Raw genomic sequence first — 19,198 nt, 5'->3', positions numbered from 1 at the left:
AGCGGCGGCGTCACACGCCGTCACAGCGCGCCCGGCACAACGGGCTGCCCGTGCCGCGGCTCCCCGTGCAGCGGCACGGCTCCACGGCGATGCCGTCCCGCGCGGTGGCTTGCCGCACGAGGCATTCCTGAACGTGTTTCCCCGCACGTGCTTTTCCGCACGTGTTCTCCCGCACAGCGACGGGCCCCGCACCACCGGATGTGGCGCGGGGCCCGGCTGCGCGTGACGTGAACGACGCCACGTGAGGGTGAGCCGCCGAGCGGCTCACTTCTTCTTGGTGGCCGTCTTCTTCGTCGTGGACGCCTTGGCGGTGGTCTTCGCCGGCGTGGCTGCCGCCTTGGTCGTCTTCGTGGCGGTCTTCGGCGCGGCCTTGGTCGCAGGCTTCTTGGCCGTCGACTTGGCGGCCGTCGACTTCGCAGTCGAGGCCTTCGCGGTCGAGGACTTGGCGGCCGTCGACTTCGACGCCGTGGACTTGGCGGCCGTGGACTTCGACGCCGTCTTCGGCGCGGCCTTCGTGGTGCTCTTGGCAGCGGTCGACTTGGCGGCGGTCGACTTGGCAGCCGTGGACTTGGCGGCCGTGGCCTTGCTTCCGGTCGACTTCGACGCGGTCGACTTCGACGCCGTGGACTTGGCGGCCGTCTTCGGAGCCGACTTGGTGGCCGTGGACTTCGACGCCGTGGACTTGGTCGCGGTCTTCGGAGCCGACTTCGTGGCCGTGGCCCGGGTCGCGGTCGTGGCACGCGAACGGGTGGTCGTGCTGCGCGTGGACGACGCCGTGGACGTCGTGGCACGGGCGGTGGTGCCGCGCGCCGTCGTGCCGGACACCGGCTTGGCCTTCGTGGCCTTCGGCAGCTTCTTCGTGCCGCTCACCACATCCTTGAAGGTGGTGCCCGCGCGGAAGGCCGGGACGTTGGTCTTCTTCACGCGGACGGTCTCACCGGTACGCGGGTTCCGCGCGGTGCGGGCGGCGCGGGCGCGCTTCTCGAACACACCGAAACCGGTGATGTTCACCTTTTCACCCTTGTTGACCGTCCGAATGATGATGTCGACGAGATTGTCGACGGCCTGCGTGGCGACCTTCTTGTCGCCCAGACGCTCGCCGAGCGCCTCGATGAGTTGGGCCTTGTTGGCCATTCCAGTCCTCCAAGAAGAACTACGTGTTACCCGGCCACACCGGCCGACATGCGCACACGGTATTACCTACGCAGCACAATTTCCAAACGGCACGCGGATTTTTCCCTTACCGGATGGGCGATCGCCGCCCGGGAGCGGCGATCGGACCCGGTTCGGAAGGCGGCCGTCCGGCGTCGGATGCCGGCCGGTGGGCCGGGCCGGATTCCCTTGGTGAACAGGGAATCTTCGAGGTTCGCCAGGAGGTGGTGGGCCTGCTGAGGCTGCTCCTACTGCGACTGCTCCGCCGGAAGCGTCACGGGCTTGTGGGCGGGCCTGCCTCGTTCGAACTCGGCGATGTCGTCGGCGTGGCGCAGCGTCAGGGCGATGTCGTCGAGGCCCTCCATCAGCCGCCAGCGCGTGTAGTCGTCGATCTCGAAGGGGGCACTGAAGTCCTTGGCCCGCACGGTCTTCTCCGCGAGGTCCACAGTGACCGTGGTGCCGGGTTCGTTCTCGAGGATCTTCCACAGCAGTTCGACGTCGTCGGGCGAGCACTGCGCGGCCACGAGCCCCTGCTTGCCGGCGTTACCGCGGAAGATGTCGGCGAAGCGGGACGAGATGACGACGCGGAAGCCGTAGTTCATCAGCGCCCACACGGCGTGCTCCCGTGAGGAGCCGGTGCCGAAGTCGGGCCCGGCGACGAGCACGGTGCCGCGGTCGAAGGGCTCGACGTTGAGCACGAACTGCTCGTCGCCGCGCCAGGCGGCGAACAGGCCGTCCTCGAAGCCGGTACGGCTCACACGCTTGAGGTAGACGGCGGGGATGATCTGGTCGGTGTCCACGTTGGACCTGCGCAGCGGCACTCCGATGCCGGTGTGCTCGGTGATCGGTTCCATGAGGGGTGACTCCCGGTGTGTGCGATCGCTCTCGCGTGCGATCGGTGTGAAGTGGTGGTGGGTCAGAGGTCTTCCGGGGACGACAGCGTGCCGCGCACGGCCGTGGCGGCGGCCACGAGTGGCGAGACGAGGTGCGTCCGGCCACCCTTGCCCTGCCTGCCCTCGAAGTTGCGGTTGGACGTCGAGGCACTGCGCTCACCCGGCTCGAGCTGGTCCGGGTTCATGCCCAGGCACATCGAGCAGCCTGCCTGGCGCCACTCAGCCCCCGCGTCGAGGAAGACCTTGTCGAGGCCCTCTTCCTCGGCCGTCTTCCGCACCCGCATCGAGCCGGGGACGACGAGCATGCGCACACTGTCGGCGACCTTCTTGCCGCGCAGCACGTCCGCGGCCGCCCGCAGGTCCTCGATCCGGCCGTTGGTGCAGGAGCCGAGGAACACCGTGTCGACCGCGATCTCCCGCAGCGGCGTACCGGGCTCGAGATCCATATAGGACAGGGCCTTCTCCGCGGCGAACTTGGCACCCTCGTCACCCAGCTGCTCGGGGTCCGGCACGCTCTCGCCCAGCGGGAGCCCCTGACCCGGGTTCGTGCCCCACGTCACGTACGGCGTCAGCGCGTCGGCGTCGATCGTGACCTCGGCGTCGAACTCGGCGTCGGCGTCGGTGCGCAGCTCGCGCCACGCGGCCACGGCCTCGTCCCACTGCGCACCCTGCGGCGCGTGCGGCCGCCCCTTCAGGTACTCGAACGTGGTCTCGTCGGGCGCGATCATGCCCGCGCGGGCACCCGCCTCGATGGACATGTTGCAGATCGTCATGCGGGCTTCCATCGACAGCGATTCGATCGCGCTGCCCCGGTACTCGAGCACGTAGCCCTGCCCGCCACCGGTGCCGATCTTCGCGATGACGGCGAGGATGATGTCCTTCGCGGTCACGCCCGGGCGCAGCGTGCCCTCGACGTTGATCGCCATCGTCTTGAACGGCCGCAGCGGCAGCGTCTGCGTCGCGAGGACGTGTTCGACCTCGGAGGTGCCGATACCGAAAGCCATGGCGCCGAACGCACCGTGCGTCGAGGTGTGGCTGTCGCCGCACACCACGGTCGTGCCGGGTTGCGTGAGACCCAGCTGCGGGCCGATCACGTGGACGATGCCCTGTTCGGCGTCACCCATGGGGTGCAGCCGGACGCCGAACTCCTCGCAGTTCTTGCGCAGGGTGTCGACCTGGGTCTTGGAGACCGGGTCGGCGATCGGCAGTTCGATGTCCACCGTGGGCACGTTGTGGTCCTCGGTGGCGATCGTGAGATCCGGCCTGCGGACCTGACGGCCGGCGAGCCGGAGACCGTCGAACGCCTGCGGACTGGTGACCTCGTGCACGAGGTGCAGGTCGATGAACAGCACATCGGGTTCGGCGCCTTCACCGCGGCGTACCGTGTGCTCGTCCCACACCTTTTCGGCGAGTGTGCGGCCCCGTTTCTCCGCCATCAGGGCTCCTCCATGAACGTCGCTGGGAACTGTGGTCGCTGGGAACTGTGGTCGCTGGGAACCGACGACCATCGGGGAAATGTGGTGGCCGGCCGGACTGTGATCACCCGAACCGTCCCAAATGGTGGACGTCCCAGACTTCGGGATTGTAGTATCGCTGTGTGGGACAGCATAACTCTGAGGCTCAGCAGAGCGGTATCGGTGTCTTGGACAAGGCGATCGCCGTGTTGCAGGCGGCGGCGCAGCAGCCGTGCGGCTTGGCGGAGTTGTGCGCCGAGACGGGGCTGCCGCGGGCGACGGCGCACCGGTTGGCGGTGGGGCTCGAGGTGCACCGGTTGTTGCGGCGGGGTCCGGACGGCCGGTGGCGTCCCGGTGCGGCGTTGGCGGAGTTGTCCGGTGGGACGGCGGATCCGCTGTTGGATGCGACGGCGGTCGTGTTGCCCAAGTTGCGGGACATGACGGGCGAGAGCGTGCAGGTGTACCGCCGGGACGGGGTGCAGCGGGTATGTGTGGCGTCGGCCGAGCCACCGAGTGGGCTGCGGGACACGGTGCCGGTGGGTACGCGGTTGCCGATGACGGCGGGTTCCGGGGCGAAGGTGCTGACGGCGTGGGCGGATGCCCATACGCAGCAGTCGATTCTGGCGGAGGCCGTGTTCGGGGAGCGGACGCTGTTGGAGGTTCGGCGTCGTGGTTGGGCGCAGAGTGTGGCCGAACGCGAGCCGGGGGTGGCGAGTGTGTCGGCGCCGGTGCGGGATTCGTCGGGTGCGGTCGTGGCGGCGGTGTCGGTGTCGGGTCCGGTGGACCGGATCGGCCGGAAGCCGGGCGCCCGTTGGGCGAGCGACCTCCTGGACGCCGCGGAATCCCTCCAGGAACGCCTCTGACCCCGAAACCCGCACCCGGCCACCCCTCACCCCTGCGAGACCGAGCGAGCGCAGCGAGCAACGGCCGCCCACCCGTCGACGAACGCACCTACGGAACCCGAACCGTCGACCGAAGCGCAGCGAGGTCGACGCCCCCTCCCCAACTCAGGCCGGTGAGCGCAGCGAACTCGGCCGACCCACCCACCCCACGCAACCCACGAACGCCACGCGACCACAGGCAGGGGGCCGGAGGGGCGGAGCCCGCCGGGCTGGGGTGTGGGGGCTGCGCACCCACAAGACACAACGAGAAAAACCCTATCTGCGCTTTCCGCAGATAGGGTTTCCCTACTTTTTCTCGTACCCCCGATGGGATTCGAACCCACGCTACCGGCGTGAGAGGCCGGCGTCCTAGGCCGCTAGACGACGGGGGCGTGTTCTTTTGTGTTGGAAGAGAACTTACCAGAGCGGTGTGTTCGCTTCTCAGCTGGGGTACCAGGACTCGAACCTAGACTAACTGAACCAGAATCAGTCGTGCTGCCGATTACACCATACCCCAACGGATACTTCGTCCGAGTCGTTCCGCGGAGCTCGTCGGCTCGCCAGGCCCGTCCCGGGTCCGTATCGCGTTGTTGAAGAAAGCATAGACCACGCTGTGTGGCCGCTTGCAGCCGGGGTCCCGTCCGCGGCGTCCCGGCGCGTTGCCGCAGGTGTCACGGCCGGTGCGGCGTCTCAGCGCGGGGCGGGGACGCCGACGCGCACGAACTCGGAGACGAGCAGTTCGGGCAGGCCGGCCAGCGAGGTGAGGACGTGGATGTCGGCGGGCGCCCCGCTGCGGGCCGCGTCCTCGGTGTCGTCGTCGGCAGTCCGCGGGGCGAGTTCGTGGTCGGGGTCGCGGTGCAGCCAGATTCCGGTGAGACCGGCGTCACGCGCTCCGACGGCGTCGGTGGTGAGCTTGTCCCCCAGGTGCACGGCCTCGCGCGGGTCGCAGCCGAGTTGGAGGCAGACGGACTGGAACATCGCGGGATCGGGTTTGGCGACGCCCAGTTCGCCTGCGATGGCGACGTGGTCGAAGAACCGGGCGAGACCGAGGGATGCGAGCTTGTCGCGCTGGTGGGCCCCGGAGGCGTTCGTCACGGCGGCCAGCTGGATACCGGCGGCGGCGAGCCATTCCAGACAGGGAACGACGTCGTCGAAGAGCCGCCACGACCGGTTCAGCAGCGTCTTGCGGCGGGTCTCGAACGCGGCCGCGGAGGCGAGGTCGACGTCCATGCCGAGGCCGCGCAGGAATGCGTGGGTGCGCCGGGTGTGCATGTCGGCGTAGTCGAGGTCGCCCGCGACGACGCGTGCGACGTGCTCGTCGGTGACGCGTTCCCATTCGTCCCAGATGTCGCGACGTCCGGTGAGCGCGGCGAGCGTGCGCTTGCCCGTCTCCGTGAAGTCGATCAGTGTGTCGTCGATGTCCAGGCACACGACCCGGAGTTCGGGCGGTGCCCAGACGTCGACGTCGTCACGATCGGTGTCGGGGACGGGATGCGGAGCTGTCGGGGAGCCAAGCGCAAAAGCCACTCACGCGAGGCTAGGGGTTTTTGCGTCGGCCCGACTCTGCTGAGGAGGTGATATGGCCGGGTCTGTTTCGGTCCAGCTCGCCTACGCTCAGTTGCCCGGCAGCGCTCGGCGCAGCCGTCCGAGTGACACATCACGGCCGAGCAGTTCCATCGATTCGTAGAGCGGCGGTGACACGGTGCGTCCGGTCACGGCGACGCGCACGGGGGTGAACGCCTTGCGCGGCTTGAGTCCCAGGCCTTCGACGAGCGCGTCCTTGAGCGCCTGCTCGATGTCGGCCGCGGCCCACGACGAGAGCCCTTCCAGAGCCTCGATGGCGGCCCGCAGTGCCGGTTCGGAGTCCGGGCCGAGCGCCTTCGTGGCCGCGGCCTCCTCCGGTGCGAACTCGGCCTCGTCGACGAACAGGAACCGCAGCAGGTCGCAGGCCTCGGACAGCACGGCCACGCGTTCCTGCACCAGCGGCGCGATCGCGGTGAGCTTCGCCTGCTGGTCCTCGGACGGCCGGGCCGGCAGCACGCCCGCGTCGACGAGGTACGGCGTGACGCGCGCGACGAAGTCGTCGTGGCTCAGCGAGCGCACGTGGTTGCCGTTGATCGACTCGGCCTTCTTGACGTCGAACCGCGCGGGGTTGGCGCTGACCTTGGTGATCTCGAACGCCTCGACGAGCTCGTCGACGGTGAAGATGTCGCGGTCGTCGGCGATCGACCACCCGAGCAGCGCGAGGTAGTTCAACAGCCCTTCCGGGACGAAACCGCGGTCGCGGTAGTTGAACAGGTTCGACTGCGGGTCTCGTTTGGACAGTTTCTTGTTGCCCTCGCCCATGACGTACGGCAGGTGACCGAACTCGGGGACGAACTCGGCGACGCCGACGCGCTGCAGGGCCCCGTACAGCGCGATCTGCCTCGGCGTCGACGGGAGCAGGTCCTCACCGCGCAGCACGTGCGTGATGCGCATCAGGGCGTCGTCGACGGGGTTGGTCAGCGTGTACAGCGGCGCCCCGTTGGCGCGCACCAGCACGGGATCGGGGACGGTACCGGCCTTGAACTCGATCTCACCGCGCACGAGGTCGTTCCAGGACAGGTCCTCGTCCGGCATCCGGAGGCGCAGCACCGGTTCGCGGCCCTCGGCGCGGAAGGCCCGCTTCTGCTCCTCCGTGAGGTCGCGGTCGTAGTTGTCGTAGCCGAGCTGGGGGTCCTGCCCGGCGTCCTTCCGCCGCTGCTGGACCTCCTCGTTGGTGGAGAACGCCTCGTAGAGCTCGCCCGCCTCGAGCAGCTTCGCGGCGACGTCGCGGTAGATGTCGCCGCGTTCGCTCTGCCGGTACGGGCCGTACTCGCCCCCGGCCTCGGGCCCTTCGTCCCAGTCGATGCCGAGCCACCGCAGTGCGTCGAGCAGGGCCGTGTACGACTCCTCGCTGTCACGCGACGCGTCGGTGTCCTCGACACGGAACACGAGCTTCCCGCCGTTGTGCCGGGCGAACGCCCAGTTGAACAGCGCGGTGCGGATCAGGCCCACGTGCGGCGTACCGGTGGGCGACGGGCAGAAGCGGGCGCGAACGGCGGCGGGCTTGTTCTCAGTCATAGCCCACCCAGCGTAGCGCTGTTGACTTCCGCCGCCCGCGAGCGCATGCTGAAACTATTCAACGCACGTTGAATAGTTGCGAGTTCGAAGGCCTGCGGGTCGAAAGCCTGCGGTGTCGGAATCCGGAGTGTCGTAGCGCAGACCTGAGGCGTCGTAGCGGGCGAGCACGGAACGGCACGCTGCGGCGAACGAACGTCGACGAGGAAACGAGGTGGTCGGGATGACCGCACGCACGAACTGCGTCATCGCCGGCGGCGGCCCGGCGGGCATGGTGCTCGGACTGCTGCTGGCCCGTGCGGGCGTCGAGGTGACCGTACTGGAGAAACACGGCGACTTCCTCCGCGATTTCCGCGGCGACACCGTGCACCCGTCGACGCAGACCCTGCTGGACGAGCTCGGCCTCGGCGAGGAGTTCGCGGCGCTGCCGCAGAGCAGGCTGGACGAGATCGCCTTCCCCGCCGCGGACGGCACGCCGGTGGTCGTCGGTGACCTGCGCAGGCTGGCCCGCGTGACCCGGCACCCGTACATCGCGCTGACGCCGCAGTGGGACCTGTTGAACCTGCTCGCGAAGGCCGGGGCCGACGAACCGGCGTTCACGCTGCGCATGAACACCGAGGTGACCGGACTGGTCCGGAGCGAAGGCCGGGTCGTCGGCGTGCGTCATCGCGGGCCGGACGGCGAGGGTGAGATCCACGCGGACCTGACCGTGGCCGCGGACGGCCGCCACTCGTCGGCCCGGCGCGAGGTGGGACTGACCCCGAAGGAATGGCCCGTGCCGTTCGACGTGTGGTGGTTCCGGCTCGGCCGTGACGCCGACGACACGACCGCGGCGCTGTCACCCACGATGCACCGGGGCCGGTTCGTCATCGACATCCCGCGCGAGGGTTTCCACCAGCTCGCCTACCTGGGCCGCAAGGGCACCGACGACGAGCTGCGCCGCCGCGGTGTCGGGGCGTTCCGCCGCGACGTCGCGGAGGTCGTACCGCACCTCGCGCACCGCGTGGACGAGCTGGCGTCGATGGACGAGGTGAAACACCTCGACGTGCGGCTGAACCGGCTCCCCCGCTGGCACACCGACGGGCTGCTGTGCATCGGCGACGCCGCGCACGCGATGTCCCCGATCGGCGGCGTGGGGATCAACCTCGCGGTGCAGGACGCGGTGGCGGCCGCGACGCTGCTGGCCGAACCGTTGCGCCGCGGCGGGCCGACGACGGCCGAGCTGGCCGCGGTGCGCAGGCGCAGACTGTTGCCGACGGCGGCGGTGCAGACGTTGCAACGGATGCTGCACCGCATGGTGGCCGCACCCGTCGTGGAGGGCAGGCGGCTGGGCCCGCCGAAACCGGCCCAGCGGCTGCTGCGCCGGTTTCCGGCGCTGTCGTTCGTCCCCGCCTACCTCGTCGGCATCGGGCTGCGGCCCGAGCATGCGCCCGAGTTCGCCCGCAGAACGCGGTGACTCAGGCGTTCTCCACGGGGTTGGTGAGTGTGCCGATCCCGTCGATCGTGATCGACACCTCCTGGCCCGCGACGATGGGGCCGACGCCCGCGGGCGTGCCGGTGAGGATGGTGTCACCGGGCAACAGGGTCATCACCGACGAGACGAACTCGATCAGTTCGGGGACCTTGTGGACCAGCTCCGAGGTGCGCGAGTTCTGTTTGGTCTCGCCGTCGACCGTGGTGCGGATGGGCAGGTCGGCCGGGTCGAGGTCGGTCTCGATCCACGGGCCGATCGGGCAGAACGTGTCGAACCCCTTGGCGCGGCCCCACTGCCCGTCGGAACGCTGGAAGTCGCGCGCGCTGACGTCGTTGGCGACCGTGTAGCCGAGCACGGCCTGCCGAGCCTGCGACGCGGGCACGTTCTTCACGGGCTGGCCGATGATGACGGCGAGTTCGCCCTCGAAGTCGACCTGTTCCGACTGCTTCGGCCTGCGGATCGGCGCGTTCGGACCGATGACGGTCGTCGACGGCTTGAGGAAGATCATCGGCTCGGCCGGGACCTCGTTGCCCATTTCGCGGGCGTGGTCGGCGTAGTTGCGGCCGACGGCGATCACCTTCGTGGGCAGGATCGGCGAGAGCAGGCGGGTGTCGGCCAGCGGCCTTTTCCTGCCGGTGTAGTTCGGCGTACCGAACGGATGGTCGGCGATCTCCGAGACCATCGTGTCGTTGCTGTCGCCGTCTCCGTCCACCGAGACGAAGGCGACACCTTCCGGGTGAGCAATCCGAGCCAAACGCACGGTCCCCATCCTAAACAGGGGCGCGGAGCGCCTCCGTTTGGGCGGCGGTGGGAGACGGGCGGGCGTACCTGCGGCGCGGAGCGCTCGATTGCCCCCAAGGGCACCATAGTGGCGTTGAACGCGCCTGATCTTCCCCTCGTTCGTGAAGGCGCGCGAAGGGAAGAATCGGCGCGTTGGATGCACCGAAGGTGCCCTTGGGGCAGGAACCCGCCTCGGGGTCAGGATGCCTCGGGGGTCACGCGAAGGGCCTTGTGGGCGAGGGCGTCGCAGAGCGCGAGCCAGCTGGCTTCGACGATGTTCTCGTGCACGCCGACCGTGGTCCATTCGCGCTCGCGGTCCGACGACTCGACGAGCACGCGCGTGACCGCGCCCGTGCCCTGCCGGTTGACGAGGATGCGCACCTTGTAGTCCGACAGGGACATCTCGTCCAGCCACGCCAGGTGCGGCGACAACGCCTTGCGCAACGCCGCGTCGAGCGCGTTGACCGGACCGTTGCCCTCGGCCGTGGCGATGACCCGCTCCCCCGCGACGTGGACCTTCACCGTCGCCTCGGAGACGATCTCGCCGTCGGTGCGGTGGTCGAGCACCACGCGGTAGGACTCGAGGGCGAACGGCGGGCCCACGGGTTCCCGCCCGTCCGAGCCGGCGATCTCGCGCCGCATCAGCAGTTCGAGCGAGGCGTCCGCCGCCTCGAACGACCAGCCGCCCGCCTCGAGGTCCTTCACCTTGTGCACCGTGTTGCTGAGGGCGCGGGGATTGCCCGCGAGGTCCACACCGAGTTCCTGCCCCTTGAGTTCGAGGCTCGCCTTGCCCGCCATCTCCGTGACCAGCACGCGCATGTCGTTGCCGACCTGTGCAGGGTCGATGTGGTTGTACAGCAACGGGTCCACTTTGATCGCGCTCGCGTGCAGCCCCGCCTTGTGGGCGAAGGCCGACGACCCGACGTAGGCCTGGTGGGTGTCGGGTGCGATGTTCGCGATCTCGGCCAGCGCGTGCGAGACGCGCGTCAGCTCGGCGGCCCCTCCGGTGGGAAGAACCTCCATACCGAGCTTGGCCACGAGATTGCCGGTGACGGCGAACAGGTCGGCGTTGCCCGCCCGTTCGCCGTAGCCGTTGGCGGTGCACTGCACGTGGGTCGCGCCCGCCTGCACCGCCGCGATGCTGTTGGCCACCGCGCAGGACGTGTCGTCCTGGCAGTGGATGCCGATCCGCAGCCCGGTGCGCTCGCGCACCTCCCGCACGGTCTCGGCGAGTCCCAACGGAAGCTGTCCCCCGTTGGTGTCGCACAGGACGGCGACGTCGGCGCCTGCCGATCCCGCCGCGTCCAGCACGCGGAGCGCGGTGTCCGGATCGTAGGCGTAGCCGTCGAAGAAGTGCTCCGCGTCGAGGAACACCCGCCGTCCCTCGCCGACGAGGAACTTCACCGTGTCGGCGACCATCGCGCACGCCTCGTCGACGTCCACCCGCAACGCGCGCTCGATGTGGCGGATGTCCGATTTGGCCACGAGCGTGACGACCGGCGCCTGCGCGTCGAGCAGGCCGCGGACCTGCGGGTCGTCACCGGCCGCCACACCCGAGCGCCGTGTCGACCCGAACGCGACGAGCGCGGCGTGCTTGAGCGGCAGCTCCCCCGCTGCGGCCCGGGCGAAGAACTCGGTGTCCTTCGGCATCGCACCGGGCCAGCCGCCCTCGATGAACCCGACACCCAGTTCGTCGAGGTGCCGTGCCACGGCGATCTTGTCGGCGACCGAGTACGAGATCCCCTCGCGCTGCGCACCGTCGCGCAGCGTCGTGTCGTACAGGTGGAAGTCGTCCCCGAGCGGGGTGCCTGCGGGTTCCGTGCGGGTCACGGTTCGTCTCCTCGTCGCGGTGCCTGACAACAGCGGAATGGCCGGTAGCGGGGCCGGTGGCGAGCCGAGTGCGGCCGGCTGCGGCCACAAAAAAGACCCCCCGCTCGAAGATGCGAGAGGTCTGCGCGCCGGGTGCCTACGGGGCACTTACCCGGCGCGCCTGCCAATAATGATCACGCGAAACGTGTCCATGGCGGCCAAGCATGCCACATCACCGACAGCCGCGTCCAACCACTGGGCGCAGCTCCCACGATCCGGACACGTCGCCGGCCGTTCCGCCCCGTCATCCGATGCGTTCGGAACACCGCCGGGCCTGGAGGTCACCGGGCCCGGACATGCGAGGGCGCCCCGACCGTCGGCCGGGGCGCCCTCGCGAGAGTTCGGCGGGTGCTCAGAGAGCGGGACGCGGCGCCGCGTTGGACGACACCAGCGCCGCGAGCCGGTCGCCGATCGCCGTCGTCGTGCCCGGCGACGCCTGGTCCCGCGTGGCCAGATCGAAGGCGACCGACGCCTCGATGCGACGGGCGGCCTCCTTCTCCCCGAGGTGGTCGAGCAGCAGCGACACCGACAGCACGGTCGCCGTCGGGTCCGCCACGTTCTGCCCCGCGATGTCGGGAGCACTGCCGTGGACGGGCTCGAACATGCTCGGGTTGCGCCCGGAGATGTCGAGGTTGCCGCTGGCCGCGAGGCCGATACCGCCGGTCACGGCGGCCGCCAGGTCCGTGATGATGTCGCCGAACAGGTTGTCGGTGACGATCACGTCGAACCGGCTGGGATCGGTGACCATGTGGATCGTCGCGGCGTCCACGTGCGAGTACGCCACCGACACCTCGGGGTACTCGAGCGAGACCTCCTCGACGATCCGCGACCACAACGACCCGGAGTGCTCCAGCACGTTGGTCTTGTGCACGAGCGTGAGGTGCTTGCGCGGGCGCTCGTTGGCACGGCGGAAGGCGTCCGACACGACCCGGCGGATGCCGAACGCCGTGTTCAGGCTGACCTCCGTGGCGATCTCGTGCTCGGTGTCCTTGCGCAACAGTCCGCCGTTACCGGCGTAGGGCCCCTCGGTGCCCTCGCGGACGACGACCATGTCGACCTCGCCCGGGTCCGCCAGCGGACCCTGCACGCCCGGGTACAACCTGCCGGGCCGGAGATTGACGTGGTGGTCGAGCTCGAACCGCAGGCGCAGCAGCAGACCACGCTCGAGGATGCCGCTCGGCACACTCGGGTCGCCGACCGCACCCAGCAGGATCGCGTCGTGCTCGGCGAGTTCGCCCAGCACCGACTCGGGCAGCAGTTCACCCGTCGAGTGCCAGCGGGACGCACCGAGGTCGTAGCTCGTCGTCTCGGCGTTCGGGACGACCTCCCCGAGCACCTTGAGTGCCTCGGAGACCACTTCGGGCCCGATCCCATCACCCGGGATCACAGCGAGCCGCATCCTCACACCTCCGTCAGACCGGGCCCCATCGACCACGGGTACCCCATTCGCATCCAAAGCCAGCGACGGCAGGTTACCGGGCGTCGACGAACTGTCGACCCACGACCACCCCAACGGCCCATGCGACCCGGTCGCGGGTCCCCCGGCCGGTGGCCTCACGACTGTGCCCGGGACCCCGTGGGTGGGGTCCCGGGCACGGCATCCGTCCAGCGGGTGTCCGCCTACTGGGACGGCCGCCACGCGAGCGGCCGCGGACGCCGGTCAGCCGTCGTTCGTCGACACCGGGCGGTGGTCGAGCTCGTGCACGCCGATCGTCGAGGCACGCCTGCCGGAGGCGTTGTGGTGGCTCAGCACCAACAGCCCCTCGGCCGACTCCGCCGAATCCGGATGCCGGGTCACCGTGAACCTGTCACCCCGGCCCGCCACGTACGACAGCGCCGCACCGTCGGCACCCGCCACCGTGTACTCCGGGTTCAGCGGGTCGAACGTGATCGGCTCGTCGATCGTGTCGACGTCGCCGGTCTCCGGGTCGCCGTAGTACCCGGAGACACCGACGGTGTAGCTGATCTCGCGCGAGTCGGCCGACGGGTCGATCCCCAGCGCGTTCAACGACACCGGCAGCACCGCCACGTTGCTGTCGAACGTGTTGGTGTCGACGTCGCCGAACTGGCCGTTGACCGGTTGCAGGTCCACAGTGGAACCGTCGGAGAGTCGAACGGTCTGGGCGACCAGCACGTCGGTGGACGGCATCGGCATGGCGTACGTCTCGTAGTCGGGCCGGCCGTCACCGTCGGTGTCGGTCTGCACGTACGGGATCGTGTGCCCGCCGAGGCTCGACCAGTTGCCCCACGTGGACAGTCCGAACGCGAGCAGCGCATCGTCGCCCTCGCCCACCGACGTGGCACCGACGTGCCGTAGGTCACCGCCCTCGGCCGTCTCGTTGACGGTGCACCCGCTCGTCTGCTCCCCGACGCACGGCGGCAGCTTCGGCGACCGGGCGTGCAGCTCCATGATGCTCATGAGCGAGCGGTACGCCTCGCTGCCGGATCCCTGGTCCAGACCGCGTCCGCGCACCCGCACGTCCGCGGTGTCGGAACCGCCGCGGAAGGCGATGTTGCGGGAGTGATGCAGCTTGGCCACCGGCTTCGGCGCGGCGTGCACCGGCAGTCGCAGCGTCGCACCGTCGCCCTCGGGCTGCAGCACCATGCGGCCCGCTGCCTCGGCGACGAACTGCCGCGGCACGTCGAGCTGGTTGCGCTCCAGCGTCGGGTCGATCGTCTTCCGCATCGCCGACGGGTCGATCCGCAGTTTCACGGCCACGTGGGCACTGCCGCCCGCGGGCACGGTGACCGATTCCTTCGAGAGCGCGTAGCTCACGCCCGGCATCGTGGATGAGGCCTCGTAGCCGACCGAGTACGTCGCGGTCTCGTCGCCCTTGTTGACGATGCGGACGACCTTGCGCTTCGTGGTCGGCTGGGCGACCTCGAGCACGCCGAACGACACGCTGACGGCCTTGCGGTCCCGCAGCGAGTACGCCATGACGTCGTTGTCGACCGCGGCCCGGGCGTCGATGCGGCCGGCACCGACCCGCTGCGGTCCGACGACCGTGCCGCCGGAGGTGACCTCGTGGGCCGCGGTGTTCATGACCGAGTTCTTGACCTCGGTCGCGGTCCAGTCCGGGTTCACCTCGCGGACGAGCGCCGTGATGCCCGCCGCGTGTGGCGAGGCCATCGACGTACCGGACATGGCGGTGGCGGAGTCACCGCTGCCCATCAGCGCCGAGGCGATCGTGTCGCCCGGCGACGCGAGGTCCGGTTTCACCGTCGGTCCGCGCACCCCGCGCGAGGTGAACGAGCTCGGCGTGTCCTCGATGGACTCGTCCTCGGTGGGCAGCGACATGCGGTCGTCGCCGGTCATGGTGATCTCGAGCGTGCCGCCGTCGAGGGCAGGGCGCAGCTTCTCCGTGGCCTCGCCGGTCAGCTGGAACACGGGCACGTCCTCGTTGCCCGCGATGGCCGCGCCGAAGTTCTGCAGCCCCGAGGTGAACACCACGCCCGCGGCACCGGCAGCCGTGGCGTTGTCGGCACGGGCGCCCGAGCCGCATTCCCGCGTCCCGTCGTTGTCGTCCCATTCCAGCCAGGCGATCTTGCCGTCGACCGCGGCCGCGTCGGACTCGGAGTACTCGCCGCAACCGTTGGCGTTGCCCTCCGACAGCGCCACGACCGGCTTCGTGATGTCGAGGGAGTCGTAACCGGTATAGTACAGGCTGAACTGTCCTGCCACCCGACCGGCCACATCGGACGGCGCGGCCACCTCGACCGCGTCTCGCAGCACGTACGAGTCACGGATGCTCGCGACACCGAGACCTTCCGGCGTGTTGCCGGGGCTGCCGCCGACGTCGTACAGGTCGCCGCCGTTGCCCGCCGACATGACCGGCAGCACGTCGTTGGCGACGAGCTTGCGCACGAAGTCGGCCTCGGGGTCGTCCGGCGCGCCGTAGTCGCTGCCGACCGACATGTTGACGACGTCGAGCTTGTCGGAGAAGTCGCCGTCGCCGTTCGGGTCGAGCGTCCAGTCCATCGCCTGCGCCATGACGGCCGTGGACCCGGCGCAGCCGAACACCTTGATGTCGTACAGCTCGGCCTTCGGGGCACTGCCCGGCGCGACCTTCATGTCCATCAGGTCGTCGCCGTCGAGCTCCGAGTAGTCGCCGGTGAACGTCGAGCCGTCGGCGTCGACACCGAACCCGGCGGCCGTGCCCGCCACGTGCGTGCCGTGGTCCATGCAGGGCAACGGGTTCGGGTCCGGCTTCGGGGTCTCGGAGCCGTTCTCGCCCGAGGCGTCGTAGTCGTCACCGACGAGGTCCGTGCCGCCCGCGACCTTCGCCGAGGGGAACAGGTCCGAGGGCGCTTCCTTCTCCGGGTCGACCGACTCGTAAGCCTCCGTGGTGCCGGGGCCGCCGAACGTGGCGTGCGTGTAGTCGATACCGGTGTCGATGACGCCGACCGTGACGTCCTCGCCGTAGTGCCCGGTCTGCTGCCACACGTCGACGGCCTTGGTCAGCTGGTCCGCACCGGCGTTCTGGTGCTTCTTCGGCACGATCGGCTTGACCGACACGACGTCGTCGCGGCCTGCCAGGTCACGCAGCCGCTGCGCGTCCGCCGAGACGATGGCACCGGGCACCGCGTTGGCGGTGCGCGCCAGCACCGTCGTGCGCGCATCCATGGTCCTGAGGTTGCCGACGACCTTGTCGACGGTGCCCAGCGCGGACTTCCTGGCGCGGTTGGCCGCCGCGGCGGCGGCCTTCTTGCCGTTGGACTTCTCGTTGTTGAACGCATCGACCGCGGCCTGCTTCTTCACCTCGACGAAGGCCGACACACGGCCCTGCGCGTCGGCCAGCCGCGGGGAGATGCCGTCGTCGGCGAGGCCCGGGTCGAGGTCGGACGAGGCGGTCGGCAAGGGATCGATACTCGCCGCGTCCTGCGCCGACGCCCCGCCTGCCGCGAACGTCGCGGCCAACAGGGCGGTCGAACAGGTCGCGAGCAGTCGTGCTCGCCAGCGATTCATATTGGGGCGCCCCCAATGGGTCGGGAGGTTGACAATCGATAGTCAGCCAGCCAACACCACCGGGGGCGTCACCCAATAGCGTAATTCGTAGCGTTTTATCCGAATGTGATGGTTCGGACCTGTTATAGGCCTCCCGTCACGGGAAGGTCGTCACGGGAAGGTGATCGACCGGATCTTGCGGGCCGACACGGCGGCACCGATCGGGTCGAGCAGGGCCTGGTCGACCGGACGGTCCACCCGCAGCAGCATCACGGCGTTCGACCGGTCGGCCGTCTGGCTGATCTGCGCGGCGTCGATGTTCACCCCGGCCTCACCCAGGACGGTACCCACGCGGCCCATGGTTCCCGGCTTGTCCGGGTACTCCATGAGGAGCATGTTGCCCTCGGCGCGGATGTCGAAGTGCCTGCCGTCGATCTCGATCAGCTTCTGCACCTCCTCCTTGCCGGTAACCGAACCCGACACCGTGTGCGCCGTGCCGTCGTCCTGCACGGCACGCACGGTCAGCTGGCTGCGGTAGTTCGGGCTCTCCGGCTCCGTGGTCACCGACACCTGCACGCCGAGCTCCTCGGCCAGCCGCGGTGCGTTCACGAACGTCACCTGCGACTCGACGACGTTCGCGAAGACGCCGCGCAGCGCCGCCAGCTGCAGCACGCTCACGTCCTCGCCCGACAGCTCACCGGAGGCCACGACCGACACCGACTGGGGCGCCTTCGCGCTGAACGCCGACAGCACCGTGCCGAGCTTCTGCGCCAGCGGCAGGTACGGCCGCACCTCGTCGGTGACCGCGCCGCCCGCGACGTTCACGGCGTCCGGCACGAACTCGCCGCGCAGGGCCAGCAGCGTCGACTTCGCGACGTCGGTGCCCGCGCGGTCCTGCGCCTCGCCGGTGGACGCGCCGAGGTGGGGCGTGACGACGACGTTGGGGAGGCCGAACAGCGGGCTCTCGGTGATCGGCTCGGACTCGAACACGTCGATGCCCGCACCGCCCACGTGACCGTCCGACACCGCCTTGGCCAGCGCCGCCTCGTCGATCAAGCCACCACGGGCCGCGTTGACGACGATGACGCCCTTCTTGGTCTTCGCCAGGGCGGCCGCGTCGATCAGGCCCTTGGTCTCGGGCGTCTTCGGCAGGTGCACGGTGACGATGTCGGCGCGCTCGAGCAGCTCCTCGAGGCTGACGAGCTCGACGCCGAACTGCTTGGCCCGTGCCGCCGAGGCGTACGGGTCGTAGGCCAGCAGCTCCGTGTCGAACGCACCGAGGCGCTGCGACACGAGCTGGCCGATCTTGCCGAACCCGACGACACCGACGGTCTTGCCGTTCAGCTCGACACCGGTGTAGGAGCTGCGCTTCCATTCGCCGCCCTGCAGGCTCTGGTCCGCGGCGGGGACGCGGCGCAGCACCGACAGCAGCAGGGCGATGGCGTGTTCGGCGGCGGAGACGATGTTCGACGTCGGCGCGTTCACCACGAGCACGCCGTGCTCGGTGGCCGCGGGCACGTCGACGTTGTCGAGACCGACACCGGCGCGCGCGACCACCTTCAGCGAGCTGGTGGCGTCGAGCACCTCGGCGTCGACCTGCGTCGCGGACCGTACGAGCAGCGCGTCGGCGGCCTTCACCGCCTCGAGCAGTGCCGGTCGGTCCGTTCCGTCCACGTGCCGGATCTCGACCTCGTCCCCGAAGACGCTCACCGCTGAGGGAGCGAGCTTCTCGGCGAGGAGGACGACGGGCTTGGTGGAAGTGGTCACGTTGCGCCTTTCGTAGCTCGACTCACTGGTCTTGCGCGGCAGACACTCTCGCTCTCGCGGCATCGCTCACCGCAGGTCGGCCGAGCCGCCTGCACGTCCGCCGCCCCGGCGACGCGGACCTCCGTCTCGCGCCGCGGCGCAGCGCGCCACGGGCTGCGTGTCACGACCTGCGCCTGCCCCGCACTCGCCGATCGATCTGCCGGGTGCCGATCGCGGGCCGCGGCGATCGTCGACGTGGTCGAGGTCACGTCGGTGTGCCCTCGATCGGGAGGAGTGTATCCGCCTGAGTTAACGCAGACGCAATGCTCGAACGACAATTCGGCGCCATCGGGGAAGGTCGTTCGCGCGTCGTCGCTGGTCACGGCGGCCGATTTCGAACTTCGTTCGTCAGGTCACTATGCCCGATTCAGAGGCCGGATCAGGCGCCGGCCGCATCGATCAATCCTGCGGACGGTCGAACTCGCCGTCACGCGCCCCGGCCAGGAACGCGTCCCATTCCGAGGGGGTGAACACGAGCACGGTCCCCTCCCCCGCGCGGCCGCCGTCGACGCCCTCCGTGCCTGCCCGGCGGTCGTCACCGTCACTCGCGCCGCGGAGGGCGGAGCGCAGCACGACGTACGTCACGCCGTCGCTGTGGGGAACGAACGCGTACTCGACGGGACCTCGTTCGGCACCGGACTCGTCCCGCAGTCGCTCCCAGCGGACGGAGTCCAGGTCCAGTGCGGCCGACACTTCGTGTTTCGCCAGCTGGTCGCGGGACGGGCCGACGGTCCCGCCCGGGCCCGAGGCCGATGACGCGCCAGGGTCAACGCCGTCGATCATCACCTCGCACGGTAGCCCTGAGCAGCACAAACCCCCAAGACGTCGAGAGGACGTCCTGGGGG

At 69.7% G+C, this 19,198-nt stretch carries 13 protein-coding genes and 2 tRNA genes; 2 read left to right on the top strand and 13 right to left on the bottom strand.

The window, feature by feature from the left end:
- Positions 1–264: 264 nt before the first annotated feature.
- The 3 genes from LY13_RS14840 to leuC all read right to left on the bottom strand — a co-directional run bounded on the left by LY13_RS14840 (position 265) and on the right by leuC (position 3,481).
- Positions 265–1,134 (bottom strand): HU family DNA-binding protein, encoded by an 870-nt coding sequence (locus LY13_RS14840; RefSeq protein WP_253829013.1) that lies wholly within the window; start codon positions 1,132–1,134, stop codon positions 265–267.
- Between the two features lie 266 nt (positions 1,135–1,400).
- Positions 1,401–2,006 (bottom strand): 3-isopropylmalate dehydratase small subunit, encoded by a 606-nt coding sequence (gene leuD, locus LY13_RS14835; protein WP_253829012.1) that lies wholly within the window; start codon positions 2,004–2,006, stop codon positions 1,401–1,403.
- 62 nt (positions 2,007–2,068) lie between these two features.
- Complete coding sequence (leuC, locus tag LY13_RS14830) at positions 2,069–3,481, bottom strand: 3-isopropylmalate dehydratase large subunit (protein ID WP_253829011.1); 1,413 nt, start codon at positions 3,479–3,481, stop codon at positions 2,069–2,071.
- Between the two features lie 161 nt (positions 3,482–3,642).
- Here leuC and LY13_RS14825 point away from each other — a divergent pair, with 161 nt between their 5' ends.
- Positions 3,643–4,362, top strand: a complete 720-nt coding sequence (locus tag LY13_RS14825) for an IclR family transcriptional regulator (protein WP_253829010.1) — start codon at positions 3,643–3,645, stop codon at positions 4,360–4,362.
- A gap of 337 nt (positions 4,363–4,699) precedes the next feature.
- Here the strand turns inward: LY13_RS14825 and LY13_RS14820 are convergent.
- From LY13_RS14820 to gltX, 4 genes are all read right to left on the bottom strand, one after another.
- Positions 4,700–4,772, bottom strand: a tRNA-Glu gene (locus LY13_RS14820).
- A 53-nt stretch (positions 4,773–4,825) separates the two neighbouring features.
- Positions 4,826–4,897 (bottom strand) — tRNA-Gln (locus LY13_RS14815).
- Between the two features lie 173 nt (positions 4,898–5,070).
- Entirely contained in the window at positions 5,071–5,811 is a 741-nt protein-coding gene (locus LY13_RS14810) for an HAD family hydrolase (protein ID WP_253829053.1), read from the bottom strand.
- Positions 5,812–5,994: 183 nt separating this feature from the next.
- Complete coding sequence (gene gltX, locus LY13_RS14805; RefSeq protein WP_253829009.1) at positions 5,995–7,482, bottom strand: glutamate--tRNA ligase; 1,488 nt, start codon at positions 7,480–7,482, stop codon at positions 5,995–5,997.
- 220 nt (positions 7,483–7,702) lie between these two features.
- Between gltX and LY13_RS14800 the strand changes: the two genes are divergently transcribed.
- On the top strand, positions 7,703–8,935 hold the full coding sequence (locus LY13_RS14800) for an FAD-dependent oxidoreductase (RefSeq protein WP_253829008.1): 1,233 nt from the start codon (positions 7,703–7,705) through the stop codon (positions 8,933–8,935).
- Position 8,936: 1 nt separating this feature from the next.
- Here LY13_RS14800 and LY13_RS14795 read toward each other — a convergent pair whose 3' ends face one another.
- From LY13_RS14795 to LY13_RS14770, 6 genes are all read right to left on the bottom strand, one after another.
- Positions 8,937–9,713, bottom strand: coding sequence for a fumarylacetoacetate hydrolase family protein (locus LY13_RS14795; protein ID WP_253829007.1), 777 nt, complete (start codon positions 9,711–9,713; stop codon positions 8,937–8,939).
- A 218-nt stretch (positions 9,714–9,931) separates the two neighbouring features.
- Positions 9,932–11,563, bottom strand: a complete 1,632-nt coding sequence (cimA, locus tag LY13_RS14790; RefSeq protein ID WP_253829006.1) for a citramalate synthase — start codon at positions 11,561–11,563, stop codon at positions 9,932–9,934.
- A gap of 391 nt (positions 11,564–11,954) precedes the next feature.
- On the bottom strand, positions 11,955–13,001 hold the full coding sequence (locus tag LY13_RS14785) for a 3-isopropylmalate dehydrogenase (RefSeq protein WP_253829005.1): 1,047 nt from the start codon (positions 12,999–13,001) through the stop codon (positions 11,955–11,957).
- A 261-nt stretch (positions 13,002–13,262) separates the two neighbouring features.
- A complete protein-coding gene (locus LY13_RS14780; protein WP_253829004.1) occupies positions 13,263–16,568 on the bottom strand; it encodes a S8 family serine peptidase in 3,306 nt (1,101 codons plus the stop codon).
- A 150-nt stretch (positions 16,569–16,718) separates the two neighbouring features.
- A complete protein-coding gene (gene serA / locus LY13_RS14775; RefSeq protein WP_253829003.1) occupies positions 16,719–18,314 on the bottom strand; it encodes a phosphoglycerate dehydrogenase in 1,596 nt (531 codons plus the stop codon).
- A gap of 438 nt (positions 18,315–18,752) precedes the next feature.
- Positions 18,753–19,136 carry a DUF397 domain-containing protein gene (locus LY13_RS14770; protein WP_253829002.1) on the bottom strand — a complete coding sequence of 128 codons (384 nt, stop codon included), beginning with the start codon at positions 19,134–19,136 and terminating at the stop codon, positions 18,753–18,755.
- Between the last annotated feature and the right edge of the window lie 62 nt (positions 19,137–19,198).

Source organism: Prauserella aidingensis (assembly GCF_024171865.1).
Lineage (GTDB): Bacteria > Actinomycetota > Actinomycetes > Mycobacteriales > Pseudonocardiaceae > Prauserella > Prauserella aidingensis.
This window is presented reverse-complemented; position numbering and strand designations above follow the sequence as displayed.

Excerpts from the sequence above, each read along its gene's own strand:
- gltX (WP_253829009.1), bottom strand. The coding sequence starts at position 7,482 with ATGACTGAGAACAAGCCCGCCGCCGTTCGCGCCCGCTTCTGCCCGTCG.
- LY13_RS14770 (WP_253829002.1), bottom strand. The coding sequence starts at position 19,136 with ATGATCGACGGCGTTGACCCTGGCGCGTCATCGGCCTCGGGCCCGGGC.
- LY13_RS14840 (WP_253829013.1), bottom strand. The coding sequence starts at position 1,134 with ATGGCCAACAAGGCCCAACTCATCGAGGCGCTCGGCGAGCGTCTGGGC.
- LY13_RS14780 (WP_253829004.1), bottom strand. The coding sequence starts at position 16,568 with ATGAATCGCTGGCGAGCACGACTGCTCGCGACCTGTTCGACCGCCCTG.
- leuD (WP_253829012.1), bottom strand. The coding sequence starts at position 2,006 with ATGGAACCGATCACCGAGCACACCGGCATCGGAGTGCCGCTGCGCAGG.
- LY13_RS14785 (WP_253829005.1), bottom strand. The coding sequence starts at position 13,001 with ATGCGGCTCGCTGTGATCCCGGGTGATGGGATCGGGCCCGAAGTGGTC.
- LY13_RS14800 (WP_253829008.1), top strand. The coding sequence starts at position 7,703 with ATGACCGCACGCACGAACTGCGTCATCGCCGGCGGCGGCCCGGCGGGC.
- leuC (WP_253829011.1), bottom strand. The coding sequence starts at position 3,481 with ATGGCGGAGAAACGGGGCCGCACACTCGCCGAAAAGGTGTGGGACGAG.